Source organism: Pseudomonas sp. TE3911, from assembly GCF_054062775.1.
The window spans coordinates 5,392,491-5,417,728 of the sequence record NZ_JBSSFP010000001.1; the positions used below are offsets into that span (position 1 = coordinate 5,392,491).

The following is a 25,238-nucleotide window of genomic DNA, read 5'->3' on the forward strand; positions in this document are numbered from 1 at the left end:
CTCCAATAACCCGGGTGTCGACTCATCAGTCACTCGCTGAGCAAGGTAACCGCCGAAACTTAACTCAAACTGAATGAACCGCTCTAGATCGCGGGTTTCAGTGATGTCAAAACGCGACTATTCCTACAAGAAAGGTGCGTTCTTCCTGATAAGTCTACAACAATGCCATCTGTCTGCCCGGCGGACAGAACGCCGTGCAATCCAGATTGAATCCTTCACGGCGATTGAGCCCCAGGCGTTTGATTGCCTTGCTGAAACGCTGGGCCAACAAATCAGCAAAAGGTCCTTCGCCCCGCATACGCACACCGAAGCGGCTGTCATACACCTCGCCACCTCGCACCTGCCGCACCAGACTCATTACGTGGGCCGCACGCTGCGGGTAATGCGCCGTCAGCCACTCTTCGAACAACGGCGCCACTTCCAGGGGCAGGCGCAGCATCATGTACGCTGCGCTCTGCGCACCGGCAGCGTGCGCCTCGGTCAGCAGGCTCTCCAACTCACTGTCGTTGATCATCGGAATCATCGGCGAACACAGCACACCCACGGGAATCCCCGCCTCTCGCATCACACGGATCGCTCGCAACCGCGCCTTAGGCGCTGCCGTGCGCGGCTCCAGGATGCGCTTGAGCTCGTCGTCCAGACTGGTGAGGCTGATCATCACCGCCACCAGACGCTGGCGGGCCAACTCGGTGAGCAGGTCGAGGTCACGCAGGATCAGCGAACCTTTGGTAATGATGGTCACCGGATGTCGGTAGCGCAGCAGCACTTCGAGGGTCTGACGCGTGATCTTGTATTCACGCTCGATGGGCTGGTACGGATCGGTGTTGGAACCCAGGTTGATCGGCGCACACACATAGCCCGGCTTGGACAGCTGCTGCTCCAGCACGTCGGCCGCATTGCTCTTGGCGATCAGCTTGGTCTCGAAATCCAGCCCCGGTGACATGTCCCAATAGGCGTGGCTGGGCCGCGCATAGCAGTAGATGCAGACATGTTAGGCTATACGTTCCATCGCACGGGGTGACTAAAAATGACCAAAAAATGCTTTCCTTACGTTCGATTCTCATCGACCCGCCAAGAGGACGGCAGCACCCGTGCCCGCCAAAACGAGCTTATAGACGCTTTCGTCACTAAGCATGGTCTAGACGTTGATCGACACCTTGAAGACGCTGGTACGTCAGCACACAGGGGTAAAAACGCAGGGGCCGAAGGTGTGCTTGGTCAATTCCTGCGGCAAGTCCGCATGGGTGAAATCGACAAGGGTTCATATCTGTTGATCGAAAACTTCGACCGGCTTTCGCGGGACAAAATTGTTCGCAGTAATAAGATTTTTACCGATCTGCTTTACGCCGGTATCAAGATTGTCATTCTTGATAAAAACAAAATCTATGACGCTGAAAATCTCGATTTTGGAGACTGGATCAGTGCCCTTGTAGAGTTTGAACGTGCGAACGCAGAGAGCGAGCGGAAAAGCGATTTTTCAAGCAAAGCATGGCGATTTAATCGCGAGAAAATGCGGGCCGGTGAAATCGTTACTAAAAAGGTGCCAACGTGGCTAAAAGTCGAAAATAACGCCTTTGTCATTGATCATGCAAAAGTCGAACGAATTAACACGCTTTTCAAGCTTTCACTGTCGAAAGGTCTACAAGAAGCTACGCGAGAATATAACGAACTATATAGTGAAAAGCTCGCCATTCACCAGACACAATACCTATTGAGTAATCGAAAGCTTATTGGCGAACATTCGCCGCAAAAAATCCATTATGACGAATCTGGACAACTGAAACGGAAAGACGAAGGCGAAGCCATACCAAATTATTACCCGGCTGTTGTCGATGAAAAACTTTTCTATCAAGTTCAAGAAGTCATCAAATCCCGTAGACCTTTTGCCGGTAGATACTCTAATCAACGATATAACGTCTTTCGTGACCTGATTTATTGCAAGTGGTGTGGTGGCACCATCCGCTATATGAATAAGGGTGAAAGAGATTATTTTATTTGCACAAATTCGATGACTGGCAAATGCGATCTAAATAGTCATTTTGGTCAATTGTCGATTCGTGGCAAAAAACTGTTTTCGATGTTCTTTGCTTTCACAGATGGTTTGAATGTTTCTGCCTTGCTAGAAGAAAACACACAGGCCGAGGAACTGAAAACAAAAATCATGAAAATGAAAGCGAACAGAGATCAAATAACTAGCAGGCTTGACGACTTCAAGATTGACGTTAAAAACATGATTATGAGTGGTAAAACCATACCATCTACTTACAACGAGTTGATCGCAGAACTAGAAAGCAACCGCACACACATAGATCAAGAAATCGAAAGCGAAAGTAAAAAGCTTGATCAAATATACATGTCCGAAAAATCGTTCTCTGGTTTGAAATCAAATGACATTAGCGAAATAATTTATGATCGCTCTGATGAATCCATTGAAAAACGTGTGAGATACAACAGCGAACTTAAAAAGATCATTAAGCATATTCGTATTGACTATCTCGAAACCGGCCTTGAAATCGAATTCTTTAACGGCGTCCAGCGATTTATAGATCAAGATGGCAACACCGGAGATCAGATCATAGGATTTGAGCCGCCTGAATTTGAGCCAGAGGACGAAGAACGGTTTGATCTTAAAGCAGGTTATCAATCACAAGAATAAAGCACCGCAATAAGTCTAACCATCAAACTTATTAAAGAGGCTGTCTATTTATAGATGGCCTTTTTTTATGCGGTCTAAAAATCAAACGGTTAAATGTCGGACGTTTTGTCATACGTTTTCAAAAATGTCGGACGCTTTCTATGTCGGACAAAAATGTCGGACGCTATTGAAAACATTAAAATATATGATACAACATTTATATGAAGTCTAGAAAGAACAGGCAAGCAATGGAAACGTCCGACATTTAACTTCGTTAAATTGCCGGTCATAAAAAACACTCCGTGCTTTTTTATTCCGTTTCCTACTTGATTTTCTACACTTCGTTTGAAAATGGTAAAGCAAAAGCAAGTCCCTGTAATGCTTTCGGACATTACAGGAAATCAAAAGCAAGACCCGAACAATTAGCTGATGCTCATTGTTCAAAAACCAACGTAAAAATGAGGAAAATTATGACGGACAAAAAAGACACTAACGATTTCGATTTTGAAGATAGCAATGACTTTGACTTTGGTGATGAAATTGTTACACCAATAGGTGAAACGGTTATCAAAAAACAAAACACTATTAATGAAAAAGATGCTGAAAGTCGTGCAGCCGCTCAGATGGAAGCGATTAAGATCTCAAATGCTTATGAGCATATTATCGGCAGATTTAAAGCAGCACCAAGAAACGACCAAGCACTTTACTTTGAATTTAAAACCGAAAGGCTTGAAAGGTTCAAGGCTCTAAATATAGTAGTTAATGATATTTGTAATCGTCATCTAGGATATGACTCATATTCTTATAATCGCTTTATGAGTGGCATGTTCAGCGAGCACGCCACAAGCCAATTAATCACAACTCTATGCGATATTATCGAACGCCTTGCAGATGGTGATCGTGAAGGTTACACAGATTTAACGGAAAGCGAACAGTCAGCTATAAAGGCTCTTTCAATCGCAATCATTGATTTAGCAGAAGGAAACATTTGATGTAAACGAACAACAGGCCCCGGCCTTTGTTCACCAAATAAAACACATCGATCAGGAGAAACATGGCACAAGACAAAATATCAATCCGCGTTAGAAGAGAAGACATAGAAAAACTAAACACCCTCGCTTCTAGTCTATCAATGACTAAAACAGCAATAATCAAAAAAGTCATTAACGATGGCTTTGCTCAAACAGTCGAGTTCAATAATCCTGCGTTAATTGCTTCTGCTGAAAAAATTCAAGAAACCTTAAAAGACATTGAAAGTCAGTTGGAAAGCATCGGCAACAACATTAACCAAATTGCTACTAAATTGAATTCCGATGAACAACTTACAGAAAAAAATAGACAGACAATCGTCGCGGCTTTGAGAGTCATCGAAAAATCAACATCACGTTTTGATTATCTATCTGATTGGATTTCTACAAGAACAAAAAAAACAGTAATCAAGAAGAGAGGTAAAAAATGATCAGGAAAAAATTAAGCAAATTACCTGACAGTGCAGCCATAGGCCGTTCAATGAATTATGCACTATCAAAAGCCGCATTGGTTGGCGGTAGTGAAGTAAAATTTGAAAGCACCAGTATCAAAGATTATGTGAAGCTGGGCGTTAAGAAGTGCGATCAGGTTAACAATAAACACGATGGTAAAACGGGAAGAAAACAAGAAGTTCAAGGCTTGCACGAAATGATCAGCTTTGACGCTTCCGATAAAATCACACCCGAAAAAGCGGCTGAATTAGCCTTGGGCGTATGGCGTGAGGTTCTTAATATAGACAAACACAGGCACCGCTGGGCCGTTCACACTGATACGGATAAAATCCATGTTCACTTGATCTGGAATAAAAGAGATAACAGCGGCAAAGTATACGAACAGCTTTACGATTATGCTTTGTTTGAAAAAGCTCTTCACAAAACAGAAATCGAAAATGGTTTGAAAGTCGTTGAAAACAGAAAATTCCTAAAACCCGAAATGCCTACAAATCCCCAACCATCGAACGAATACAGGCTTGAAAATCGCGGTATCAAGTCTGAAAAGTCAAAATTTAAAGAAGCTGTAAATGCTTCGACTGACAAAGCTATGACCGCTGGCGAGTTCCTCGAATTCCTTGATGCCGATGGCTACACCCTGATCCTCAACGGCAACACTGGCTATTCCCTGGAGAAAGACGGCCAGATCTTCAAGGCTTCCGATGTCGGTGCATCGTATAAAGCTCTAAAAGCCCGTTTTGGCGACGATCCCCAGTTCTCCGACACACTTGCACGTCTTGGCGTGAAAACGGCCCCTGTGCGTGATTTTGGAAGCATTGGCGGTGATTTTCATGATCAACAATCAGCCATTACCGAACGCAGGATTAAATCTAACCGCGTCCTTGATACTCGTTTCGATACTGATGATGGTCATTCATACCGTTTCAAAGGCTCGCACCGCAAAGCGTTCAGCTATGCAAACGGCACCGCTCATTTCAATAGCATTAGCCCAATGGTGATCAAAGCGGGCTTGCAAAAGCTCACTGAGAGCGGCAAATCAGACACCTTGCATATCAAAGGTGATGAAGCATTCAAGCGTGTGGTATGGCTTCAATTTCACATGATGAATCTTGATAAAAAAGGTTATTCACTCAAAGGCTATGAGCCGACTGCACAAGACAAAGCACAGCTTGAAAAAATGAAGCTTGAAAACCAAGCGTTCAAGAAGCCAACTGAGCAAAATAACACTAAGTCTTTACCAACTAGAAAACCGGTCGAAAAAACCAAAGATCCAAAAAACGAAAACGGCATTGGCGGTGCAGCAAAAGCTGTCGGGAGTAAAACCGTAGAAATCGCTGCTAGTTTGCTTGATGGTGCATTAGATAAAATGAGTGATATGACAAACAGCTTTTCAGCGGGAACTATGGAAGAAAAGCTTTCTGAAATGCGTGCTCTTGACGCAGGAATTCAAACTCAAAAAAATGAAGCGGAAGATGTACATTATCAAAACGAAAGGAGAAGACGAAACATGCCAAGACCCGATTAAAAAACGCCTTTTTAGGCGTTCTTTTTATTTCTTGTCTGTTTGGTATCGTGACCAAATTTTATCAGCTTGTGTGCTTACGTCAGTCGTTACAGAGCTTATAAACATATCTACTGTCGTGCTGCTGTATCTTTCAATTCCAATTGAATAATTTTCAATATTCAATCTTGCAACTGAGTTGCCAAAATTTACTAATGCCGCTTTATCTGTAAATTTCCCAATAGACATAACCATTAAAACGCATTTGTCAGCCGGTAACGGCGAAATGTATTTAACGGTTACGCCTAAATTTTGTGATGCTGCGATGCTGATAACATTTTGCTTCGCAGAAGCACAAACGCTTTCCCTTGATGGTTCTTCTGGTTTTTGCTCTGGTTCTTCTGGTTTTGGATCTGGCGTTACTGGTGAAGCAGAACCCCCACCGATTCCACCAACGAAGGCGATTGAACTGGTTGGCAATGAACCACCTAGATTTTGCTCCATAGGGATTTTTATGACATAAGCCGCTTGAACGGAAATTGAAGAAAATAATGCGATGGTTAAAAGTGAAAGCTTGATCATTGTGATACCTCGTTATTGTTGTTTGTTTGTTCTCCTTTCTTGGCAATGCAGTGCAATTTGTATAAACAAAAAACTGCGAATACTTGAATGCCGATTAAAAATATCAAGTGGTGCGTTGGTATGGCTTCTGGCATTGAAGACAAAACTGAAAGTAAAAAGGCACTTGACGCAATCACTGCGAAGTGAGAATAGAAAAGAATTTTTGAATTTTTCATGTTGGAAATGATGTTGTTAATATTATTATATATAATAATATTAAAAAATCAAATACGAGAAAAAAGCCCGGTTGGGGCTTCTGTTATTTTATGAAAAACGTGATGTAAAAAATTTCAGCTTCTAACGATTTGATGTAGTGCAAACGTTCGTTAATTAGCTTTTTCTTTTCTTCGTTGGTGTAACCGGCATTATTTTTGTAGTATTCAATTTCTTGCTTTTTAGTAACGATACGAATACCTAAATATTCAATTACATCAACCCAACTTTCTTTGTTCATAGTGCCCCCCCTTTTTTGTTTTTTTGTTTTTCCTGCTCAATCCATTTATCTACATTTTCCTTGTGTTTCAGCTCGATAGGTTTCAATTTATTCAAATATTCAAGCTCAACGCTATGCGTCCATGCTGGCGTATAAACTACATCTCTATACTGTTCGTATAACCTCCACTTTTCTTTCTCATATCTACATGTTTCTTCTTGATAACTCATCATTCTCGCCATTCCTGACAGTGCTGAAAGATTTTCGCAAGCATGACTTTGATCATCAAATCTAGTGACGATGAAACTACATTTTTCACTAGTGTCTTGACTGACTGAAATTTGAGTATTTGCATCTTCACCAAGGAAGCCAGCGGCTTGCTCATAAACGTCTTGCACACACGTCCTGTATTGCGTGCCGGGGACGTAAACAGATTTAGGCAAAGCATCTGCCCTAGCTTGTGCTTCACGGTGTTCTTGAACCCACTGGCGATATTCCTCGGCTTCAAGTGCTTCATTATGAATTACCCATTGTTCATGGGTTTTGTAATTCGCTTTGTTTTTCGCCTCGATTTCTTTAAGTGTGCAACCGTCTTCACAAAAATCATTAACAGCAAAAGCATTGACTGAGTATAAAAGCGTTAAAAGCAACATCGTTTTTTTCATAATTTCCTCCTTGGTTAATTTAAAAGTTGATTCCGATTTTTTCGAGCGTATTGATCGCCATCATTGCAGTGTGTGGAATATCAACAATCAAAGCAGATGCAAACATCGTGATTATGGGTTTTCCATAGCCATTTTCTTTTGATGATCCGTTTGAAACTTGTGCAATCCCGTAACTCCCGACAGCGAAATAAATCAATCCGATAACTTGAAAAATACCGATGATGATTTGAAAATTTTGCAAAAATTCTTCGGCAGTGCTACCGCTTGAAAGCTTTTCAATTCGTGCTTTTACTTCACCTGTAAGGCCCGATACTTCCGTATTCATACAAGCGTTATTTATCGCGTCATCTGATACGACAAAACAGAAATCACCGGCTTTAAAATAGGTATTACCGAATACACCAATGGCAAGCGTAATATTCATAAGAACAGCACCAACAATTAGGAAAACGAGCGGGACACTTTTTCCCATTTTATTACCTTGTTCGGTAATCAAAGTGAGCTTGTACGCACCCGAAATAAATACGATAAATCCGATCAAGAAAATAACACGCTTGATTAGCACGATGTTGGCCGAAATGAGTTCAACACGGGCGGCGGTTGCATCATCAGCGAATGCGACGATTGGAAGGAGAAGCAGCGTTAAAAAAGTGATTACATTTCTTACATTCATCTTGCTCCTGATCGATGTTAAACCGCTGTCGGTTTTTGGTTGTTTTTTGGTCCTTTGCTTTTCAATGAATCTTCCACTTCTTTTTTCACTTTTATGATTTGATTCATCGCAGGGATACAGTCAATTTCACTTAGTATTTCCCCAGTAATAATATTGTATTGAAGATCATTCGTGTCCATTTTGTGTTCTATGAGTTCACTGCTTTCGATTGCTGTAACAGCTAAAAGCAAAATCTGACGCAACATAGCCTCATTACCACCTTGGCTAATGGCAGTGCTTAATTTCATCGCTACGAGCGTTTTAACGCGGTCACTAGGGATCTTTGGCAATATGCTTTCAATGTGCGTAATCAACGCCTGAGCGGCAACGCTGACGTGCTTTAAGTCGATTTCTTTGATTTCTTGTTCTTCCATTATTCCACCTCTTTATTTATGTTGTTTTGGCGTTCAATTTCTTCTTTGAATGCGTCATCTAGATCATCATTAAAAGCGTCTAAATTCAGTTTTTTAACAGCTTTCTTTTGTCTCTTTTGAGCTTTAAGTATTTCAGCCTTTTCTTTTAATTTTTCAAGTTCTTCTACTTTTGGATAAAGTGATTTGTACGAGTAATCAACCTCAAACTTTTCGGTCGGCTTTTTCGGGCTGTTGTTTTTTCCTTGATTATCTAATTCTTTAATTTCTTGAAAGCCGGTAATCAAACCAAGGAACACAAGATCATTATTTGCATCTCGAATGCTTTTAATGAATGTTTTGTCAGGCATTTTTTCACTGTTGATGTTGAATCTTTCTTTGAGCATATCAACGCTAAAATGGTTTGTTGTGCTCATTCTGTTGCACACATACAAGACGTACAAAATACGTTGGTACTTTGTTAATGCACTTAAAATTTCAGGGTTTAACTCATAAAGCTCTTTAAGGCTTCCAAAAAACTGAATGAAAAATTTTGAAACTTCAATCACGCCTTTTGTTTTTGTAAGTTTTCCGTCAATAAAACTGAAAAAATTACGTTCCCATTCGCCGTTGACATAATCAATATACCTGACGTGTATTTTGCTTAGTCGTTCAACCGACTTAATAAAAGTCTTTAAGTACTGTGCTCTATTAACTTTGTCGATTTTTAATTCATCCATCATTTCGCTGGTCGTGAACTCAATTGATGTATTATTGCTATTCAAAACCCTTCTTAATATAAATAGAAAAACGTCAAAGTCATTGTCTATCGTTAGCTGTACGTTTGTGAACTCTATATTTCTAGCATTTTGATGCTTATCAATTTTGATAGTATCGCCAAAACCTTCGCTACTATTGATGATATTGAAAAGCGGCAGAACTAGAAAAATTCTAGGTACTGAAATAAACGTAGTTAATGCTCGTACTCTACGAGGCTTGCCGTTTTTCCCAATGATTTCTTTTAATTTATATTCCACGGTTAATTTTTCCTTGTTAACACTTATATTGAACCATTAAAAAAAGAAATTACAAGGATAAAAACAGGAAAAAGTTTATAAATTGCTTTAACCATACTTTAATGCTTTTGAAAAACTCAATATTCTAAGTATAAACCCCTAAAAAAAATAAAATGCTTTAACCCAAAATCGAATAAAAATAAAATGCTATAACCCAAATTTTTAGATTTCTCTTATTCTTGCGGGCTTTTTTGAATGTTGTAAGGGGGTATAAGATATTTACTACGTAAATCTATATATAATATGAGGGCAGAACGTCAAAAGCCATTCTGGTGGATCTAAAATCTTAAACCCTTAACTGCTTTATCCTTGGCGGTTTATTTTGACAAGCTAATTTTTTGAAATTATGATCCTGAAAAACCCAACCATGGATCGTTGAAATGTCTAAATTGCTTGATCTACTTGCACAGCAAAAATCGCTAGAAGCACAGATCGAAAGTCTTAAAGCTGATGCAAACGAAGCCAAAGTGCTTGATCTGGTTGAAGAGCTGGATGCTTTGCGGGAGAAACACGGCTATAACGAGGCTGATTTTGTTAGTGTGGTGCTTTCCTACTATCACTTAGAAACCCCGGCTAAAACACGCAAAAGCGTGAGCGAGAACGTACCGAAGACTCCTAAAGAGCCTAGCGATAAGTGGAAAGTTACGATTGATGGCGTTGAGTTCATTTTGAAGAAAGCTAAGCAAGGCATTGCTAGTCAAGCAATGAAAGACAAAGGATTTAAGACTTATGCTTTGTTCTTAGCTGACTTGATGAAGAAAAACGAGGTTGATACGTTTGAAGCTTTGATCGACAAACTGAAAGCCGAAAAGATCTAAAATCTAGCGACACCATGAAGCCCCTTCACCGGGGCTTTTTTTATGCCAGTGAGTTCTTGGCGGTTTATTCCGCAAAAATATTTTTATGAAAATATCGCCAAAATTATTTTAAGAAATTTCCGATATTTTTCGAAGTTACCATTTTTACGACAGTCGATTTATGGCTTAAATAAGCCATTAACTTCGTGTCAATAGCAGGTTGAAAATATATTTAACGTTGAACCTTAATTTCAAATAGGGTTTGACAATAACCATTTAACTATCAAAAAGTTTGGCGGTTTAATTTGACAAGGTTTTTTAATATGATTTAATAAAAGTATGAAATCAAAAAAGGAGATTTATGCTAAATACAATTATCACTAAACCAAAGAAATTCGACGTTAGACAATTAGCTTACGATGCTTTTCGTTCTGCTGCCGTGCTCAGCAAAGACACAACATACACAAACCACAGATCAAACAAGTATTTCATTGTGAGCAATTACGCGACTGGTATAAATGTCGCAAATGCTGTATTTAAGGACTATTTCAAGTCCGATGAATACACAGAGGCGAGATCTAAAAAGATCCATATTATTGACCTTGATGAGCATGACTATGATTTTGCGGCGATAAAACTTTGCGTTGCGAAAACATACAAATCAGTTTCTTCGCTTTCTCAAATAAAAAAATATACTGATTATCTCGCCTCTGACGTTGAGAAGAAAGCGACCAATAAAGTTGATTTTGACCCGGCAGTGTGGGAAGTATTTATAGAAAAACCTGAAACTGACTTTTTCAAATTTCAAGAAGTTAGAAAAGAATACGTTGTAAGAATATCACTTGTAAAAAACGGACGAGTTTTTAAAAAAATAAAATGCAACATTGGTTACTTTACTTTGATTGCTGGTAGCAAGCCTTATGACTATCAAGAGCTAGAAAGTGAAGAAAAGAAAGCAACAAGGCAATCACTTTTTCACCCATGCTTTGAGTTCGGCGGCGTTGAGTTTATGGCCGTATTTAATGAAAAAATACCGCATTATAAAGTTTTAGTTGATATGCTCAAATATTAAAGCTAGTCAAAAACAAAAGGCCCAATAAAGGGCTTTTTTCGTTTCTTGTGTCAATTTTCCGTTTTATCCACAAGCGGAATAATCTTGATACCTTGGCGGTTTATTTCGCCTTTGAACTTTCTTTTTAGGAAGCGAAGCGACCACCAGAATAGCGGGGCCACTGCACCGCACCGCGTAGCGGCCATACACCGCGTATCCGGTGATTTTTCGCACAGGTACAAGTCCCTGCACTCAAAACCACCTCGATCTAAAACGCACCGTTTGCCGGGCGTATAGCAACCGGTAAACCCCGCTTTTATCCATAAGGTCATTTACCACACGTTCCGCATTTCGGTTTCGGCGGTTTGCTAGGAATCGGGTTACAGGCAAAATATTGTAGAGCACCGACCCATTTAGGATTTATTTCATAACCTTCGAAAATTGGTACCGAAATCTCTGAGGGCTGCCATGTAGGTCTTGAAATGCTCTCAAACACACTCTTGGCGTCTTTGTATTGAGTCCATTTGTGGAAAATATTTTTACCATATTGAGCTTCTAGCAAAATATGAATGGCAGCAATCGCGTCAAGTAAATTCTTGAAGTTGGCATTTTTCAGGCTTCCACCTCGATTATGCTTCACTGAGTTATATGCGTCATACCATTCAAGCGTTTGCGTCGGTGATTGCTTGTTCCAGTTCGCAAATGGCTGGAAAACTTTTAAATTCGGATATTGACCCAATACCACCTTGTATTCATTTAGCTTGAGTATTGGTAAGCAGTGAATGTAGTCGGTAGTTTTATAGGTTTTCTGTTGCGGGTATCCATTTTCCATCAATACCCTAAGCAAAAGGTATTCGACCTCAGTACATGCCAAAATCAAAAGCTCACGTATCTTATGGCCGTAAGAATCGAAATTTGTTTCTGACGGTTCAACGACGTAAAGGAGTGAATCTAGTGAATCCTGAATCGCTTGGTAGGCTCTAATTTCTTGGTAGTAGCTATCGCCCACGTAATTGAATTGAAAATTTCCTCTGCTGATTCGCGAGAAGAAAAATCCGGGATTGGCGACTTCAACCAAGTCGAGCACGTCGATATTAATACCTTCGCAAAATCTAAGTAGATAAAAATAAATTGACTTTTCTGTTGGTTTTGAAGTGTCACCACCGGCAAATCTTTTATCGTAATCACTTTCAGCTTGTTGAGTCCATTCCTTCCAATTTCGGCATTCGTATGTGTAGAACTGGCTATCAACATACAGGTGAACTATGTCGTCCTCTTTTTGAAAAATCCCTAATAGACCATCGCGATTACGGAAAGCATAGCTTTGTAGCATCGTCGAATCCTTGAGCATTTTGATCGTTTACCCGGTGGTCAGGTCGCCGGGAATGTAGGCATCATCCATGCTTCGAGGGATTTAGCCAATGGCTCCGAAAGTCGACTTAAACGCACCGTTTGCCGGGCGTCTAGCAACCGGAAACCCGCTTTTGACGTTGGCACCTATCGCTGAACATATCCAGCCATGCTCGCAACCGCGATACGGGTTGATCGAGCGATCAAACGGCAGGTCCGGTGAGTTGTTGCGGGTGATGATGGTTTTAGCCGTCTCAATACGCACCTCGGTGCCTTGGGTCGGCGGTACTTCCTGATACCAGCCATCGTCCTCGGCCACGCTGACCGAGGGCGCAAAGCGGTTGTGCAGGTTAGTGGCCGTGCCCCGGCCACGGGGCGGCAACGGAGTAGACATGAATACGCCTCGATACTGTTTTTATATACAGTATCGAGGCGCGACGTTTCTGACCAGTGCCGTTTGGCGGTCAGTGTTTTTGTGTGACCTGCCCCAGGTCATCGCCCGAGGTGGTGCGCATATCGTTTTTACGCATATCAGCCACGTCGCTGGCTTTCACCGGCGCACCTTTATTGCCCCAACTGCCACGGATGAAACTGACTACGTCCGCCACTTCCTGGTCCGACAGGCGCCAGGCAAATGCCGGCATGGTGAAGGTCGATGGCGCCGCGTGAGTGGACGGCAAGGTGCCGCCGTTCAACACGATGTTGATCAGCGAGGTGGCATCCGCCGTCTGCAATACCGGGTTGCCCGCCAGCGCCGGGAACACGCGTGTATAGCCATGGCCGTCGGTGCGGTGGCAGGCCGCACAGTTGTCGATGTACACCGACGCACCCGGCTGGCTGTCATCGCCTTTCCACAGCGCCTGTGCTACCTGCTTGTCGTACACATGCGGCTGGTCCTTGGGATCGACTGCAGGCAGGCTCTTGAGGTAACGGGCGATAGCGGTCAAATCGTCTTCCGACATGTACTGCATGCTGTGGACTACAACGTCGCTCATACCACCAAACACCGCGCTGCGATCACTGCGACCGGTCTTGAGGAATTGCACCAGTTGCTCCTCGCTCCAACTGCCAAGGCCGTCCTTGTGGTCGCCGCGCAGGCTCTTGGCGATCCAACCTTCCAACGGCGCGCTGCCGGACAGGAAGGCATCGCCATCTGTGGCACTCAGGGCTTTTTCCTGCATGGTCAACGCACGGGGGGTGTGGCACGCGCCGCAGTGACCGAGGCCTTCCACTAGGTAAGCGCCACGACTTGTCACCGGGTCGGCACCTGCTACCGCTGGTGTGTCAGCCACTTCAGGGGCAAACATCCAACGCCACGCCGCCAACGGCCAACGCATGCTCAAGGGCCAGGGAATGTCGCTGTCCTTATTTGCTTGGGCGACGGGCTCCACGCCCTTCATGAAGTACGCATACAACGCCTGCATATCGCTGTCGCTGACACGCGCGTAAGACGGGTACGGCATCGCTGGGTAAAGCGTACTACCGCTCTTGGCGACGCCATGGCGCACGGCCTTGTCGAAGTCTTCGAAGCTATAGTCGCCAAGGCCGGTCTTGTCCGGGGTGATGTTGGTGGAATAGATCACGCCAATCGGGGTTTCCATCGGCAGCCCGCCTGCGAAGGGTTTGCCGCCCTTGGCGGTGTGGCAAGCCACGCAGTCACCGGCGCGGGCCAGGTATTCGCCCTGTCTGATCAGGTCGGTTTCGGCGGCGCTTATCGAGCAACTGCTGAGCAGCGCAAACGTGGCGATAACAAGTGCTTTCATGGTCATCGCTCCTTATGCCTGAACCAGTGGGCCGGGGTTTTTCAGGTACTGCTCACGGATCGCCCGGGCCGACCAGTAGGTCAGCGCCGCCACCAGGCCGGTAGGGTTGTAGCCCAGGCCCTGTGGGAAAGCGGACGCGCCAGGGACAAAAACGTTGTGTACGTCCCAGCTCTGCAGGTAACGGTTCAACGCACTGGTTTTCGGGTCGGTGCCCATGATCGCGCCACCATTGAGGTGGGTGGTCTGGTAAGACGCAGTGTTGAAATGCTCACCGACTTTTTTACCAAGTACAGCGATGGCCTTGGGGTTCATCGCTTCGGCAACCTTGCCCATTTTCTCGACCATGAAACGGTTCATCTTGATGTCGTTCTCCTGCCAATCGAACGTCATACGCAGCAGCGGCAGGCCGTAGGCATCGCGGTACACCGGGTCCAGATCAAGGTAGTTGCCTCGGTAGGATTGATGGGCACCGTGGGCGTCCATCGACACCTGATGGGTGTAGTAATCGGCAGTGGCGCGCTTCCACGCACTGCCCCAGGCCGGGGTGCCGGGCGGGTTGGACGTACCCGCAATCGGCCGACTGCCGGCCTGGTTGACCCACATCGGCGAGCCGCCCACAAAGCCGTGTGGGCCGTGGTCGAAGTTGTCCGCATTGAAGTCGTCCATCGCCACGCCATTACCGCCCGCGCCGATGAAGTTGTTGGTGTGGGTGTCCTTATCGAAGAAGGCCTTGATGGTTGCCATGTTCTGGTAAGCGAAGTTCCGGCCCACCACGCCTTCATTGGTAATCGGGTCGTACGGCTTGCCGATGCCCGACAGCAGCATCAGGCGCACGTTGTGAAACTGGAACGCGCCGAGGATTACCAAGTCCGCCGGCTGCTCGATTTCACGGCCCTGGGCGTCGATATAGGTCACGCCCGTGGCTTTCTTCTTGGTGCTGTCTAGGTTGACCTTGAGCACGTGGGAATTGGGGCGCAGTTCGAAATTCGGCACCTGACGCAGCGCCGGCAGGATGTTCACATTCGGCGAGGCCTTGGAGTACATGTAGCACACGTAGCCACTGCAAAAACCGCAGAAGTTGCACGGGCCCATCTGCGCGCCATAGGGGTTGGTGTAAGGCCCCGAGGTGTTGGCGGATGGCAAGTTGTAGGGTTTGTAACCCACATCGGCAGCCGCTTTCTGAAACAGCTGTGCGGAGACCGTATTTTTCTGCGCTTCCAACGGAAACGGGTTGGAACGATCCGGCGCGTAAGGGTTGCCGCCACGGCCTTCACCCACCAGCTGACCTTTAACGGTCCAAGCTTGGCCGGAGGTGCCGAAGACTTTTTCCGCATAGTCGAAGAACGGCTCCAGTTCTTCATAGCTGACGCCGAAGTCCTGGATAGTCATGTCCTTCGGAATGAAGTTTTTCCCGTAGCGTTCTTCGTAGTGGCTGCGCATGCGCAACTCGATCGGGTCGACACGAAAGTGCACACCTGACCAGTGAAGGCCCGCGCCACCCACGCCATTGCCCGGCAAAAAAGCGCCGAGCTGACGGTTAGGCAGGGCGACATCATTCACGCTATGGCGAATGGTCACCGTCTCTTTGGAAATGTCCTGGAAGAGTTTCTTACGCACGCTGTAGGTCAATTCGTCGATGACCTGGGGATAGTTACCGTCAGGGTACGTGTCCTGCATCGGGCCGCGCTCCAGCGCCAGCACGTTGAGGCCCGCTTCTGTCAGCTCCTTTGCCATGATCGCGCCGGTCCAGCCGAAGCCGACGATCACTGCATCCACTTTCTTCATGATGGTCGCCACGTTTATGCCCTCTCGCCACGGATGGAAACAGCCGGGAAGGGGTATTGCTCGTTGCGTTCCACCCAATCCATAAAGTCGGCGCGCGCGCCGGGGAAGCCGATCATGGTCCAGCCGACCATGCCCTTATTGCCACCGTGAATCGGGTCGCAAAAGAAGCCTTCCTTGGTGTTTTGCAGTAACAGGTTGAAGAAGATTTTCGGCGGTACCGCGTCGAAATGCGCCGCCACTTCGCCGCCACCAGCCTCCAGACGGCGCAGCATATCGTCTCGGGTAGCGCTGTCTTGCGCAGCAAAAGCTTTACCGTTGAAGGCTTTCGACCACGCATCCGTCGCGGCAATGCCCAGGCGATAAATTTCTTTGGGGACCAACTTGCTCTGCCAGCCCATCTCCGGCGGGGCGTCCGCGTTGAACGGACCTTGCATGTACCACAGCGCGCCGCTGGCGTACGGCGTGTTCATCTGACGGTCGATGTATTCCGGCACGCCTGCTTCCAGGGCACCTGGGCCTTGAGCATCTGCGGGGATCAAACGCTCGACGGCGGCGTTGATGAACGCCCATTCCTCAGCGGTGAAATAGCTCGGTTCGTAGGCTTTGTCGTTCTTCGCAGCTTTGGCCGGCGCGGCGTGGGCAGGCTCAGGCGTGGCCATCAGTATCGAGCCACCGAGGCCGGTACTCGCAACCGTGACCACCGGGATCAAGGTCAAGGATTTGCGCAAAAAATCACGCCGGGGGTTGTCTTGATCTTGATCAGACATGGGTGCACCTCATCATGTGGTCACGGGTTTATTCGGCCACTTCTGGGGAGCGGCTCGTCGGTATTTGGGCAATCAATAGTTACAAATGATAGCAGGCTAAGGATGTAGATTATGGATTCAGCGACCTAAGTCGAATAATTGCAGGCAAAAAAATGCGGGAGGGGACTTGCTCCCGATAGCGGCGGGTCAGCCAATCCAGAGGCTGGCTGACCTTGCACTATCGGGGGCAAGCCCCCTCCCACATTGGCCCGGGTAGGGCCGTTAGTCTTTTTTCAATTTCGGATTCGGGAAGAATTGCACTGCCTGAACCTTGGGGTCGGCTGGCGCTTTAAGCGCAGACGTATTCACCCGCGTACCCAACTCCTTGGGCACCGACAGCCCTTGGTCATTGAGCGTATCGGTATACCCGCAGGCCACGCACTCGCGGTGCGGTACGTTGTCCTCGGTCCACATTTTCAGCTTGTCCGGCTCGCTGCACGCCGGGCAGACAGCCCCGGCGATGAATTGTTTTTTGGTGATCACAGGCCCGTCATTCATGCTGCCGCGTCCTCACTCAGGCCGCTGTGGCGCAAGAGCGCGTCAATCGACGGTTCGCGTCCGCGGAAGTCGACGAACAGCACCATCGGCGCCTGGGAACCACCACGCGCCAGGATCGCCTCGCGGAATGCGCGACCGGTCTCAGCGTTAAGTACGCCGTCCTCTTCGAACTTGGAGAAGGCATCCGCCGACAGCACTTCAGCCCACTTATAGCTGTAATAACCCGCCGCATAACCGCCCGCGAAGATGTGCGCAAAACTGTTAGGGAAGCGGTTGTAGGCTGGCGGACGCATGACCGACACCTCGTCGCGTACGCCTTCCAACACTTGCGCCACGCTGCGGCCATCACCGTGGGTGGCGTGCATCTCAAAGTCAAACAGCGAGAATTCCAACTGGCGGACCATCATCAAGCCGGATTGGAAATTCTTCGCCGCGAGCATTTTTTGCAGCAAATCCTGAGGCAGCGGCTCACCGCTTTCATAGTGGCCGGAGATCAGCGCCAGGCCTTCGGGCTCCCAGCACCAGTTCTCCATAAACTGGCTCGGTAACTCCACCGCATCCCAGGCGACACCGTTGATGCCGGACACGCCAGCGTGCTCGACGCGGGTCAACAGGTGATGCAGGCCGTGGCCGAATTCGTGGAACAACGTGGTGACTTCATCGTGGGTCAGCAGGGCAGGCTTGCCACTGTCAGCCGGGGTGAAGTTGCACACCAGGTTGGCCACCGGGCTTTGCAGCACGCCGTCAGCGGTGCGGCGACGGTCACGGGCGCCGTCCATCCAGGCACCGCCACGCTTGTTGGCGCGGGCGTAGAGGTCGAAAAAGAAGCGGCCGACGTGCTGGCCGTTTTCCTTGATCTCAAACAGGCGAACATCCGGGTGCCAGGTGTCGAAGCCTTTCTGCTCGGCGATCTCGATGCCATACAGGCGCTGCACAATGGCAAACAGGCCGCCCAACACTTTGTCGATGGGGAAGTAAGCGCGCAGGGCTTCCTGGGACACGCTGTAGCGCTGCTCGCGCAGTTTTTCGCCGTAGAAACCGCTGTCCCAGCTTTGCAGGTCGGCGCAGCCTTGTTCGGCGGCATAGGCCTTGAGTTGCTGCAGATCCTGGGCGGCAAACGGCTTGCTGCGTTTGGCCAGGTCGCGCAGGAAACTCAGGACCTGATCGCTGGATTCAGCCATTTTGGTGGCGAGGCTCAGTTCGGAGAACGATGCGAAACCGAGCAGTTGCGCCAATTCCTGACGCAGGTCGAGGATCTGTTCCATCACCGGGCCGTTATCGTTCTGACCGGCATTCGGGCCTTGGTCCGACGCGCGGGTGCAGTAGGCCGCGTAAATTTCCTCACGCAGGGCGCGGTCGTGGGCGTAGGTCATCACCGCGTAGTAGCTGGGGAATTCCAGGGTGATCAGCCAGCCGTCGAGGCCTTTGGCTTGGGCAGCCGCTGCCATTTGCGCCTTGGCCGAGTCGGTCAGGCCAGCGAGGGTTGCCTCGTCGGTGACGTGTTTGGTCCAGGCCTGGGTCGCGTCCAACAGCTGGTTGGAGAACTTGCTGCCCAGCTCAGAGAGTTTGCTCTGCACTTCGGCATAACGCTTCTGCTGCTCGGGCGGCAGGTCGATACCCGACAGACGGAAGTCACGCAGAGAGTGCTCAAGGATGGTTTTTTGCGCCACGTCGAAGCCGGCGGCTTCAGGGCTGTTGGCCAGGGCTTCGAAGGCCTGGAACAGTTCGCGGTTCTGGCCCATCTCCGTGGAGTAGGCACTCAATGCCGGCAGGCAGCTTTCATAGGCCTCACGCAATTCGGCGCTGTTGCACACGGCGTTGAGGTGGCTAACGGGGCTCCAGGCGGCGCCCAGTCGGTCATTCAGTTCGTCCATGGCCAGCACCAGCCCGGCCCATGTCGGATTTTTACCCTGGCTTTGCAGGATGCCTTCGATGGCAACGCGGTTATCGGCGAGGATCTGTTCGATGGCCGGCTGCACGTGCTCGGCACGGATCGCCGAGAACGGCGGCAGGTCGTAGGACTGCAGAAGAGGGTTGTTCGCGCTCACGGTTGGCACCTTGGCTGAAGAAACATGTAAGAACAAAGATGGGGCCATCTTAATTACAATCAACGCCCACCGCAGCTATCAGCAGAAGAGAGAGAGGCTATCGTGACCCTTCGCACCTATCAGAACCACACGCCAACCCTGGGCGCCGGGGCTTTTGTCGATATTTCGGCGGTGGTGATCGGCGATGTCGAAATCGGCACCGACAGCTCGGTTTGGCCGCTGACCGTGATTCGCGGCGACATGCACCGCATCCGCATCGGTGCGCGCACCAGCGTGCAGGATGGCTGCGTGCTGCACATCACCCACGCGGGCCCCTTCAACCCGGACGGTTTCCCACTGCTGATCGGCGACGACGTGACCATCGCTCACAAAGTCATGCTGCACGGCTGCACCGTGGGCAACCGCATCCTGATCGGCATGGGCAGCATCGTGATGGACGGCGCCGTGGTGGAGGACGACGTGATTATCGGCGCCGGCAGCCTGGTGCCACCGGGCAAGAAACTCGACAGCGGCTTCTTGTATGTCGGCAGTCCGGTTAAACAAATCCGCGCGCTGACTGACAAGGAGCGCGCATTTTTCACCTACAGCGCCGCGAACTACGTGAAGCTCAAAGACCTGCACTTGGCTGAAGGATTTGACCAATGAGCCTGCATTACCAAACCGTTTTGTTCGACCTGGACGGCACCCTCACCGATCCACGCGAGGGCATTACCCGCTCGATCCAATACGCCCTCGGCAAACTGGGCATCGATGAACCGGACCTGACCAAACTCGAACACTTCATCGGCCCGCCGTTGCTGCAAGCATTCATGCAGTTCTACGACTTCGATGAAGCCAAGGCGTGGGAGGCGGTGAATTTCTATCGCGAGCGCTTCAAGGTCACGGGGCTGTATGAAAACCGTGTGTTCGACGGCGTGATGCCGCTGCTGGAAGACTTGAACAGCCAAGGTCGCCAGCTGTATGTAGCCACCTCAAAGCCGTGGGAATTCGCCCGTGAAATCGCTAGGCATTTCGACTTTGCCAAGCACTTCAAGGTGATCTACGGCAGCGAACTTGATGGGACGCGGACCAACAAGGTCGAGCTGATCGCCCATCTGATGCGCGAGGAAGGCCTAGAACCGGCGAACACCTTGATGATTGGTGATCGCAAGCACGACCTGATCGGCGCGCGTAGCAACGGGCTGGATTCGGCAGCCGTCGGTTATGGGTTTGGTAGTTTCGAAGAGTTGAACGCCGAGGCGCCGACCTGGCACTTCGAGACGTTGGCGCAGATGCATCAGGCGTTTTTGCAGCGCCCTTGAAGCCGCCATTGGGGGCAAGCGTCTTCCCGCATGTTGAAAAACTGTGGGGGACTTGCCCCCGATGAGTCCCTAGAGCTCAACCTCCCTCCAACTGCCTCAACGCAGCCTTGCGCTGCACTACAGGCAACCCACCCAACTTCTCCACCGCAGCATAGAACTTCAGCCAATCCCCACCTTCCTGCCGGAACAACGCCGCAAATGCCGGCACCCACTGGTCATACAGCCCGAACGGTAGCAACCGCGCGTTGTTCATCGGCTGGTTGATCCAAGCGTCATAGCGCTTGTCCCCACCCCATTGGTTGTCGCGCATCTTCCCGTACTCACGGCGCAAGTACTCGAATTCGGCCGCCTTGGCCTGGCGCATCTGCGCGGCGGCCAAAGGCTGGGCGTAGAGCTTTTCCAGGCGCTTTCGAGTATCGAGGATCAGTTGGATAAATTGGTCACGCTGCTTTAACGTCGCATCGCTCAGCGGCGCCAGGCCACGGGCGGCGCGCCATTGGCGAGTGCCTTCCTGCTCGACAAAGTTGGCAAATGACTCGTTGAACTCGGTGTCGTCCTTCACATAAAAACGCTGATGCGCCAACTCATGGAAGATCAGCGTGGCCAGACGTTCATCGCCCCAGTTCATCATTGAACTGATGATCGGGTCATTAAACCAACCCAGCGTGGAATAGGCCTCAACACCGCCAATCGATACATCCATGCCTCGCTGGCGCAACAACGCAGCCTCACCCCGCGCGGCACCTTGGCTGTAATAGCCGCGATAAGCCACGCAACCGGCGATGGGGAAGCAGTGGTTTTCGGGAGACAGGGAAAATTCCTGCGTGGCGAACACATTCCAGACTACATAAGGCCGACCAATATCGGCGTACAGCCGGTAACTCTGGTTGTCAGGCAGGTGCAGGTGTTCACTGGCGAAGGTTCGCGCTTTCTGGGACTGCGCCAAATGGTCACGTAGCTGCTGCGGGCGGGACGAGTCAGCGACGACCGCTGAAACCGGCTGCCGAGCCTGCAAAAGCTGCCATTGGCCACCCGCCAGTTGGCCGTAATAGCTAATGCTGGAACAACCGCTGAGCAGCACAACCATCAACCCCGGAAGAAAACGCCTGACCATGCCCTCACTGCTCCTGGGTGATAGGTTCGTGTTTATACTGACCGCGATACCCGTCCTATCACCGAGTGCCTGTCATGCGTCAGCTCTTGCTTTGTGTCGCCGCCGTGTTCATCAGCGCCTGTACGTCGACCCCGATGCCTGCCGCCGATCCGCAACAAGCCTGGATTGATTTTGCCACGCCGACGCCGGGTGCCAAGCTGGTGATGGCGCAGCGCCTGGACGGCAAGAACCTTAACGATGGACGTTACTTCCAATTCCCGCCTGGCAGCCACGAGTTGATGGTTCGTTTCGATTTTGAAGTGCCTACGGGCGGAAATTTCAGCAGCTTTGGCCAAACGACCGAGCGAACCTGCTTCATAACCCTGCAGTACGACCATTTCGAAGCTGGCCAACGCTATCGCCTGGAAGGGCGCTCACTGGGCTACACGCCGAATATCCGCCTGTATAACGCTGCCCGCCAATTACTGGCTGAAGAACGCAGCGTGAACTGCCTCTGATCAGTCGTTGTTTTTTTGGTAAACGATTGCTTTGGTGCCGTTCTCACAACTGCCGACGACCATGGCCACGTCGTGCTTCTCAGCTTCTTCCTTGCTAACGATCTCAAGCGTGTAGGACGGCACAGCGTTAGCCTGGATCTTGACCTCGATCTCTTTCCTAAGCTCTTCACAATCTTTCGGCGCGGCCACGGCCGAAGTGGCCAACACACCGCAGATGATCGCCAAGGCAAAACGTTTCATGTGTGAAGCTCCCTGAATACAGTGCGCACGGGTGTGCGCCTAGGCTGCATATGGCTATTCGACCACAGTTTGGAAACCCGAGTTCTGATTTAACTCAGAATTGAACGTGAAAGGGGGCTTGCTCCCGATAGCGGCGCATCAGTCAACATTTCTGTAACTGACCGACCGCTATCGGGAGCAAACCCCCTCCCACAGTGGACCTGCTGTGTTAGTTAACCAGCGTGGCATCCAGGCTGATTTTCGCATTCAGCACTTTGGACACCGGGCAGCCTTCTTTCGCCTTCTTGCTCAGCTCATCAAACTGCGCCTGGCTCGCACCGGGAATTTTGGCCTTGAGGATCAGATGCACCGCAGTGATCGCGAAGCCGCCATCCACTTGGTCCAACGTCACTTCGGCCTGGGTGTCGATGCTGTCAGCCTTAAGCCCCGCATCGCCCAGAATCATGGAAAACGCCATGGAGAAGCAGCCGGCATGGGCCGCGCCGATCAGTTCTTCTGGGTTGGTACCCTTGCCACCCTCGAAACGGGCCTTGAAGCCGTAAGGCGCTTCGCGCAGCACGCCGGTTTCCGTGGAGATGGAACCCAGGCCAGTCTTAAGGTCGCCTTCCCAATGCGCGGATGCTTTTTTAACGATACTCATAGCTTTCTCCTCGAACGGTGGTTTTGCGTCAGTAAGGGTTCTGAGGATAGTCAGCATGGCAAAGTTCATCTTGTCGGAGAAACCTAGCAATTCAGTAGGAAATTTCCACCCTCGCTATTGAATCTCGGGTATATGCCCTCATTGCATAGAACATGCACATGAAGCGGCAGGTTTTGGATCGTCTAAAAAGCCTGCGCCCCAATTGGAGAAGCAGGCTTATGAAATCGCTGTCCGACGTGAAGTTCTCGACCCTCGACCTGGTGCCCGTACGGGCCAACGGCAGTGTGGCGCAGTCGTTGCGCAATTCCCTGGATTTGGCCCAGCACGTGGAAAAGTTTGGCTACAACCGTTTTTGGGTGGCTGAACACCACAACATGGACGGCATCGCCAGCTCGGCCACCTCGGTATTGCTGGGTTACCTGGCCGGCGGCACGTCGACTATCCGCGTCGGCTCCGGCGGCGTGATGCTGCCCAACCACGCACCGCTGGTGATCGCCGAACAGTTCGGCACCCTGGAAAGCCTCTACCCCGGACGTATCGACCTGGGCCTTGGCCGCGCGCCAGGTTCCGACCAGATGACCGCCCGTGCCCTGCGCCGTGAGCGCTCCGGCAGCGCGGATGACTTCCCGCAAGACGTGGCCGAACTGATGGCCTACTTGGGCCCACGCACGCCGGACCAACGGGTGATCGCCGTACCCGGCACCGGCACCAACGTGCCGGTCTGGTTGCTCGGTTCCAGCCTGTTCAGCGCACAGCTGGCAGGCGAACGCGGTTTGCCCTACGCCTTCGCCTCGCATTTCGCACCGCGTCTGATGCACGAGGCGATTCGCGTCTACCGCAATCACTTCAAGCCGTCTGCTGTGCTGGACAAGCCCTACGTGATGCTCGGCATTCCGCTGGTGGCGGCCGACACCGACGAACAGGCCGACTACCTGGCCACCTCGGTTTACCAACGCATCCTTGCGCTAATGCGCGGGCAAAGCCTGGTGCAGCGACCGCCGGTCGATACCATGGATGGCCTGTGGCTGCCCCATGAAAAAGACGCTGTGGGCAGCTTCCTCGGCCTGGCGATGGTGGGTAGCCCGGCGAAGATCCGCGCCAAGCTGGAGGTGTTGGTCGAGCAGACCGGCGCCGATGAGTTGATCTTCACCAGCGACTTGTATGAACACGCCGACCGGATTCATTCCTACGAGCTGCTGGCGCAAGTGATGAAGGGCTAACATCCAGGCGAAAAAAAACCGACGCACCTGCGTCGGTTTTTTATGTCTGCAACACAGGATTAACCGCGCTTGTAGACGATTTCCTTGGTGCCACCTTCACAGCTACCGACCACTTTAGCGTCGGTTGAGGCGCCTTTATCTACCACTTCCAGCGAATAACCCGAAGCGCCCTTGGCGTCGATTTTCGCTGCAATTTCGCTTTTCAGTTCGTCACAAGGCTTGCCCGCCGCCAGGGCTGTGCCCGCAATGCTCAACAAACCTACCGCTAACAGGAACTTCTTCATCCGTTACTTTCCTTGCGCTGATCGAAAAGAGTGTGCCGACGCTCATCACGTCGGCACCCATTGTTTGTAGCGCAGGTTATGGCAATCGGCCAGCCAGCAAAGTTCAACTCGCCCTATCAACTACTGGCAATTCGGAACCCCACCTTGAGGGTGACCTGGTAGTGGGCGACCTTGCCATTTTCGATATGCCCACGAGTTTCAGTCACCTCAAACCACTCCAAGTGCTTGATGCTTTTGTTGGCTTCAGCAATGGCGTTGTTGATGGCGTCTTCGATGCTCGTGGTCGACGAGCCAACCAATTCGACTTTCTTGTAGGTGTGATGATCACTCATGGCGTTTCTCCTAGGGGTCGTCAATCAAGACTAGCAGT

Annotated in this window: 27 protein-coding genes and 2 pseudogenes; 10 read left to right on the plus strand and 19 right to left on the minus strand. The window is 49.6% G+C overall.

Annotation, left to right across the window (positions count from 1 at the left end):
• Positions 1-154: 154 nt before the first annotated feature.
• Positions 155-991, minus strand: a pseudogene (locus ACVWXD_RS24410) (PA0069 family radical SAM protein); the annotation flags it as partial.
• A 36-nt stretch (positions 992-1,027) separates the two neighbouring features.
• On the opposite strand from ACVWXD_RS24410, the gene ACVWXD_RS24415 reads away from it, so the two are divergent.
• From ACVWXD_RS24415 to ACVWXD_RS24430, 4 genes are all read left to right on the plus strand, one after another.
• Positions 1,028-2,656: a recombinase family protein gene (locus ACVWXD_RS24415; protein WP_074980547.1), complete on the plus strand. Its 1,629-nt coding sequence runs from the start codon at positions 1,028-1,030 to the stop codon at positions 2,654-2,656.
• A gap of 281 nt (positions 2,657-2,937) precedes the next feature.
• Complete coding sequence (locus ACVWXD_RS24420; protein WP_457371413.1) at positions 2,938-3,627, plus strand: hypothetical protein; 690 nt, start codon at positions 2,938-2,940, stop codon at positions 3,625-3,627.
• A gap of 62 nt (positions 3,628-3,689) precedes the next feature.
• Positions 3,690-4,094: a plasmid mobilization relaxosome protein MobC gene (gene mobC / locus ACVWXD_RS24425; protein ID WP_457371414.1), complete on the plus strand. Its 405-nt coding sequence runs from the start codon at positions 3,690-3,692 to the stop codon at positions 4,092-4,094.
• On the plus strand, positions 4,091-5,641 hold the full coding sequence (locus tag ACVWXD_RS24430; protein WP_457371415.1) for a relaxase/mobilization nuclease domain-containing protein: 1,551 nt from the start codon (positions 4,091-4,093) through the stop codon (positions 5,639-5,641). The genes mobC and ACVWXD_RS24430 overlap by 4 nt, the downstream gene beginning before the upstream one ends.
• A gap of 24 nt (positions 5,642-5,665) precedes the next feature.
• On the opposite strand, the gene ACVWXD_RS24435 is transcribed toward ACVWXD_RS24430, so the two are convergent.
• From ACVWXD_RS24435 to ACVWXD_RS24460, 6 genes are all read right to left on the minus strand, one after another.
• The gene (locus ACVWXD_RS24435) at positions 5,666-6,199 is read right to left on the minus strand and encodes a hypothetical protein (protein WP_457371416.1); all 534 of its coding nucleotides are present in this window, start codon (positions 6,197-6,199) and stop codon (positions 5,666-5,668) included.
• 298 nt (positions 6,200-6,497) lie between these two features.
• Positions 6,498-6,692, minus strand: a complete 195-nt coding sequence (locus tag ACVWXD_RS24440) for a hypothetical protein (RefSeq protein ID WP_135499880.1) — start codon at positions 6,690-6,692, stop codon at positions 6,498-6,500.
• Positions 6,689-7,336, minus strand: a complete 648-nt coding sequence (locus tag ACVWXD_RS24445) for a hypothetical protein (protein ID WP_135499879.1) — start codon at positions 7,334-7,336, stop codon at positions 6,689-6,691. The genes ACVWXD_RS24440 and ACVWXD_RS24445 overlap by 4 nt, the downstream gene beginning before the upstream one ends.
• A gap of 19 nt (positions 7,337-7,355) precedes the next feature.
• Positions 7,356-8,009 carry a hypothetical protein gene (locus ACVWXD_RS24450; RefSeq protein ID WP_457371417.1) on the minus strand — a complete coding sequence of 218 codons (654 nt, stop codon included), beginning with the start codon at positions 8,007-8,009 and terminating at the stop codon, positions 7,356-7,358.
• Between the two features lie 17 nt (positions 8,010-8,026).
• Complete coding sequence (locus ACVWXD_RS24455; protein ID WP_457371418.1) at positions 8,027-8,422, minus strand: hypothetical protein; 396 nt, start codon at positions 8,420-8,422, stop codon at positions 8,027-8,029.
• Positions 8,422-9,435 carry a hypothetical protein gene (locus ACVWXD_RS24460; RefSeq protein WP_074980553.1) on the minus strand — a complete coding sequence of 338 codons (1,014 nt, stop codon included), beginning with the start codon at positions 9,433-9,435 and terminating at the stop codon, positions 8,422-8,424. Before ACVWXD_RS24460 ends, ACVWXD_RS24455 begins: the two co-directional genes overlap by 1 nt.
• Positions 9,436-9,854: 419 nt before the next feature.
• On the opposite strand from ACVWXD_RS24460, the gene ACVWXD_RS24465 reads away from it, so the two are divergent.
• Together ACVWXD_RS24465 and ACVWXD_RS24470 are read left to right on the plus strand one after the other, a co-directional pair.
• Positions 9,855-10,292, plus strand: coding sequence for a hypothetical protein (locus tag ACVWXD_RS24465; RefSeq protein ID WP_074980554.1), 438 nt, complete (start codon positions 9,855-9,857; stop codon positions 10,290-10,292).
• 340 nt (positions 10,293-10,632) lie between these two features.
• Positions 10,633-11,343, plus strand: coding sequence for a hypothetical protein (locus tag ACVWXD_RS24470; protein WP_074980555.1), 711 nt, complete (start codon positions 10,633-10,635; stop codon positions 11,341-11,343).
• Between the two features lie 307 nt (positions 11,344-11,650).
• Here ACVWXD_RS24470 and ACVWXD_RS24475 read toward each other — a convergent pair whose 3' ends face one another.
• From ACVWXD_RS24475 to prlC, 7 genes and pseudogenes are all read right to left on the minus strand, one after another.
• Positions 11,651-12,673 (minus strand): hypothetical protein, encoded by a 1,023-nt coding sequence (locus ACVWXD_RS24475; RefSeq protein WP_135499878.1) that lies wholly within the window; start codon positions 12,671-12,673, stop codon positions 11,651-11,653.
• 159 nt (positions 12,674-12,832) lie between these two features.
• Positions 12,833-13,066, minus strand: a pseudogene (locus tag ACVWXD_RS24480) (PA0069 family radical SAM protein); the annotation flags it as partial.
• Between the two features lie 70 nt (positions 13,067-13,136).
• Positions 13,137-14,435 carry a c-type cytochrome gene (locus tag ACVWXD_RS24485; RefSeq protein WP_401381774.1) on the minus strand — a complete coding sequence of 433 codons (1,299 nt, stop codon included), beginning with the start codon at positions 14,433-14,435 and terminating at the stop codon, positions 13,137-13,139.
• A 12-nt stretch (positions 14,436-14,447) separates the two neighbouring features.
• A complete protein-coding gene (locus tag ACVWXD_RS24490) occupies positions 14,448-16,232 on the minus strand; it encodes a GMC family oxidoreductase (RefSeq protein WP_032885087.1) in 1,785 nt (594 codons plus the stop codon).
• A gap of 2 nt (positions 16,233-16,234) precedes the next feature.
• Positions 16,235-16,987, minus strand: coding sequence for a gluconate 2-dehydrogenase subunit 3 family protein (locus ACVWXD_RS24495; protein WP_260366942.1), 753 nt, complete (start codon positions 16,985-16,987; stop codon positions 16,235-16,237).
• Between the two features lie 261 nt (positions 16,988-17,248).
• Positions 17,249-17,524, minus strand: coding sequence for a YheV family putative zinc ribbon protein (locus tag ACVWXD_RS24500; RefSeq protein WP_032885090.1), 276 nt, complete (start codon positions 17,522-17,524; stop codon positions 17,249-17,251).
• Positions 17,521-19,572 carry an oligopeptidase A gene (gene prlC / locus ACVWXD_RS24505; RefSeq protein ID WP_457371419.1) on the minus strand — a complete coding sequence of 684 codons (2,052 nt, stop codon included), beginning with the start codon at positions 19,570-19,572 and terminating at the stop codon, positions 17,521-17,523. Before prlC ends, ACVWXD_RS24500 begins: the two co-directional genes overlap by 4 nt.
• 102 nt (positions 19,573-19,674) lie before the next feature.
• Here prlC and ACVWXD_RS24510 point away from each other — a divergent pair, with 102 nt between their 5' ends.
• Positions 19,675-20,217, plus strand: a complete 543-nt coding sequence (locus tag ACVWXD_RS24510) for a gamma carbonic anhydrase family protein (protein WP_099601826.1) — start codon at positions 19,675-19,677, stop codon at positions 20,215-20,217.
• Positions 20,214-20,873: an HAD family hydrolase gene (locus ACVWXD_RS24515; protein WP_122681854.1), complete on the plus strand. Its 660-nt coding sequence runs from the start codon at positions 20,214-20,216 to the stop codon at positions 20,871-20,873. Before ACVWXD_RS24510 ends, ACVWXD_RS24515 begins: the two co-directional genes overlap by 4 nt.
• A gap of 76 nt (positions 20,874-20,949) precedes the next feature.
• On the opposite strand, the gene ACVWXD_RS24520 is transcribed toward ACVWXD_RS24515, so the two are convergent.
• Positions 20,950-21,987 (minus strand): aminopeptidase, encoded by a 1,038-nt coding sequence (locus ACVWXD_RS24520; protein ID WP_457371420.1) that lies wholly within the window; start codon positions 21,985-21,987, stop codon positions 20,950-20,952.
• Between the two features lie 74 nt (positions 21,988-22,061).
• Between ACVWXD_RS24520 and ACVWXD_RS24525 the strand changes: the two genes are divergently transcribed.
• Complete coding sequence (locus ACVWXD_RS24525) at positions 22,062-22,484, plus strand: PA0061/PA0062 family lipoprotein (RefSeq protein ID WP_032885099.1); 423 nt, start codon at positions 22,062-22,064, stop codon at positions 22,482-22,484.
• Here ACVWXD_RS24525 and ACVWXD_RS24530 read toward each other — a convergent pair whose 3' ends face one another.
• Both ACVWXD_RS24530 and ACVWXD_RS24535 read right to left on the minus strand, forming a co-directional pair.
• Positions 22,485-22,724, minus strand: coding sequence for a DUF1161 domain-containing protein (locus ACVWXD_RS24530; RefSeq protein WP_032885100.1), 240 nt, complete (start codon positions 22,722-22,724; stop codon positions 22,485-22,487).
• Positions 22,725-22,932: 208 nt separating this feature from the next.
• The gene (locus ACVWXD_RS24535) at positions 22,933-23,364 is read right to left on the minus strand and encodes an OsmC family protein (RefSeq protein WP_010207768.1); all 432 of its coding nucleotides are present in this window, start codon (positions 23,362-23,364) and stop codon (positions 22,933-22,935) included.
• 218 nt (positions 23,365-23,582) lie between these two features.
• Between ACVWXD_RS24535 and ACVWXD_RS24540 the strand changes: the two genes are divergently transcribed.
• Positions 23,583-24,584 carry an LLM class flavin-dependent oxidoreductase gene (locus ACVWXD_RS24540; protein WP_032885102.1) on the plus strand — a complete coding sequence of 334 codons (1,002 nt, stop codon included), beginning with the start codon at positions 23,583-23,585 and terminating at the stop codon, positions 24,582-24,584.
• 59 nt (positions 24,585-24,643) lie between these two features.
• Here ACVWXD_RS24540 and ACVWXD_RS24545 read toward each other — a convergent pair whose 3' ends face one another.
• Together ACVWXD_RS24545 and ACVWXD_RS24550 are read right to left on the minus strand one after the other, a co-directional pair.
• Positions 24,644-24,868 carry a DUF1161 domain-containing protein gene (locus ACVWXD_RS24545; protein ID WP_032885104.1) on the minus strand — a complete coding sequence of 75 codons (225 nt, stop codon included), beginning with the start codon at positions 24,866-24,868 and terminating at the stop codon, positions 24,644-24,646.
• 116 nt (positions 24,869-24,984) lie between these two features.
• A complete protein-coding gene (locus ACVWXD_RS24550) occupies positions 24,985-25,200 on the minus strand; it encodes a dodecin (RefSeq protein WP_032885105.1) in 216 nt (71 codons plus the stop codon).
• Between the last annotated feature and the right edge of the window lie 38 nt (positions 25,201-25,238).

Bases quoted from the DNA above. Each gene is read 5' to 3' on its own strand.
- ACVWXD_RS24415 (WP_074980547.1), top strand. From the start codon at position 1,028: ATGACCAAAAAATGCTTTCCTTACGTTCGATTCTCATCGACCCGCCAA.
- mobC (WP_457371414.1), top strand. From the start codon at position 3,690: ATGGCACAAGACAAAATATCAATCCGCGTTAGAAGAGAAGACATAGAA.
- ACVWXD_RS24430 (WP_457371415.1), top strand. From the start codon at position 4,091: ATGATCAGGAAAAAATTAAGCAAATTACCTGACAGTGCAGCCATAGGC.
- ACVWXD_RS24435 (WP_457371416.1), bottom strand. From the start codon at position 6,199: ATGATCAAGCTTTCACTTTTAACCATCGCATTATTTTCTTCAATTTCC.
- ACVWXD_RS24440 (WP_135499880.1), bottom strand. From the start codon at position 6,692: ATGAACAAAGAAAGTTGGGTTGATGTAATTGAATATTTAGGTATTCGT.
- ACVWXD_RS24445 (WP_135499879.1), bottom strand. From the start codon at position 7,336: ATGAAAAAAACGATGTTGCTTTTAACGCTTTTATACTCAGTCAATGCT.
- ACVWXD_RS24450 (WP_457371417.1), bottom strand. From the start codon at position 8,009: ATGAATGTAAGAAATGTAATCACTTTTTTAACGCTGCTTCTCCTTCCA.
- ACVWXD_RS24455 (WP_457371418.1), bottom strand. From the start codon at position 8,422: ATGGAAGAACAAGAAATCAAAGAAATCGACTTAAAGCACGTCAGCGTT.
- ACVWXD_RS24465 (WP_074980554.1), top strand. From the start codon at position 9,855: ATGTCTAAATTGCTTGATCTACTTGCACAGCAAAAATCGCTAGAAGCA.
- ACVWXD_RS24470 (WP_074980555.1), top strand. From the start codon at position 10,633: ATGCTAAATACAATTATCACTAAACCAAAGAAATTCGACGTTAGACAA.
- ACVWXD_RS24475 (WP_135499878.1), bottom strand. From the start codon at position 12,673: ATGCTCAAGGATTCGACGATGCTACAAAGCTATGCTTTCCGTAATCGC.
- ACVWXD_RS24485 (WP_401381774.1), bottom strand. From the start codon at position 14,435: ATGAAAGCACTTGTTATCGCCACGTTTGCGCTGCTCAGCAGTTGCTCG.
- ACVWXD_RS24495 (WP_260366942.1), bottom strand. From the start codon at position 16,987: ATGTCTGATCAAGATCAAGACAACCCCCGGCGTGATTTTTTGCGCAAA.
- ACVWXD_RS24500 (WP_032885090.1), bottom strand. From the start codon at position 17,524: ATGAATGACGGGCCTGTGATCACCAAAAAACAATTCATCGCCGGGGCT.
- ACVWXD_RS24515 (WP_122681854.1), top strand. From the start codon at position 20,214: ATGAGCCTGCATTACCAAACCGTTTTGTTCGACCTGGACGGCACCCTC.
- ACVWXD_RS24520 (WP_457371420.1), bottom strand. From the start codon at position 21,987: ATGGTCAGGCGTTTTCTTCCGGGGTTGATGGTTGTGCTGCTCAGCGGT.
- ACVWXD_RS24525 (WP_032885099.1), top strand. From the start codon at position 22,062: ATGCGTCAGCTCTTGCTTTGTGTCGCCGCCGTGTTCATCAGCGCCTGT.
- ACVWXD_RS24530 (WP_032885100.1), bottom strand. From the start codon at position 22,724: ATGAAACGTTTTGCCTTGGCGATCATCTGCGGTGTGTTGGCCACTTCG.
- ACVWXD_RS24535 (WP_010207768.1), bottom strand. From the start codon at position 23,364: ATGAGTATCGTTAAAAAAGCATCCGCGCATTGGGAAGGCGACCTTAAG.
- ACVWXD_RS24540 (WP_032885102.1), top strand. From the start codon at position 23,583: ATGAAATCGCTGTCCGACGTGAAGTTCTCGACCCTCGACCTGGTGCCC.
- ACVWXD_RS24545 (WP_032885104.1), bottom strand. From the start codon at position 24,868: ATGAAGAAGTTCCTGTTAGCGGTAGGTTTGTTGAGCATTGCGGGCACA.
- ACVWXD_RS24550 (WP_032885105.1), bottom strand. From the start codon at position 25,200: ATGAGTGATCATCACACCTACAAGAAAGTCGAATTGGTTGGCTCGTCG.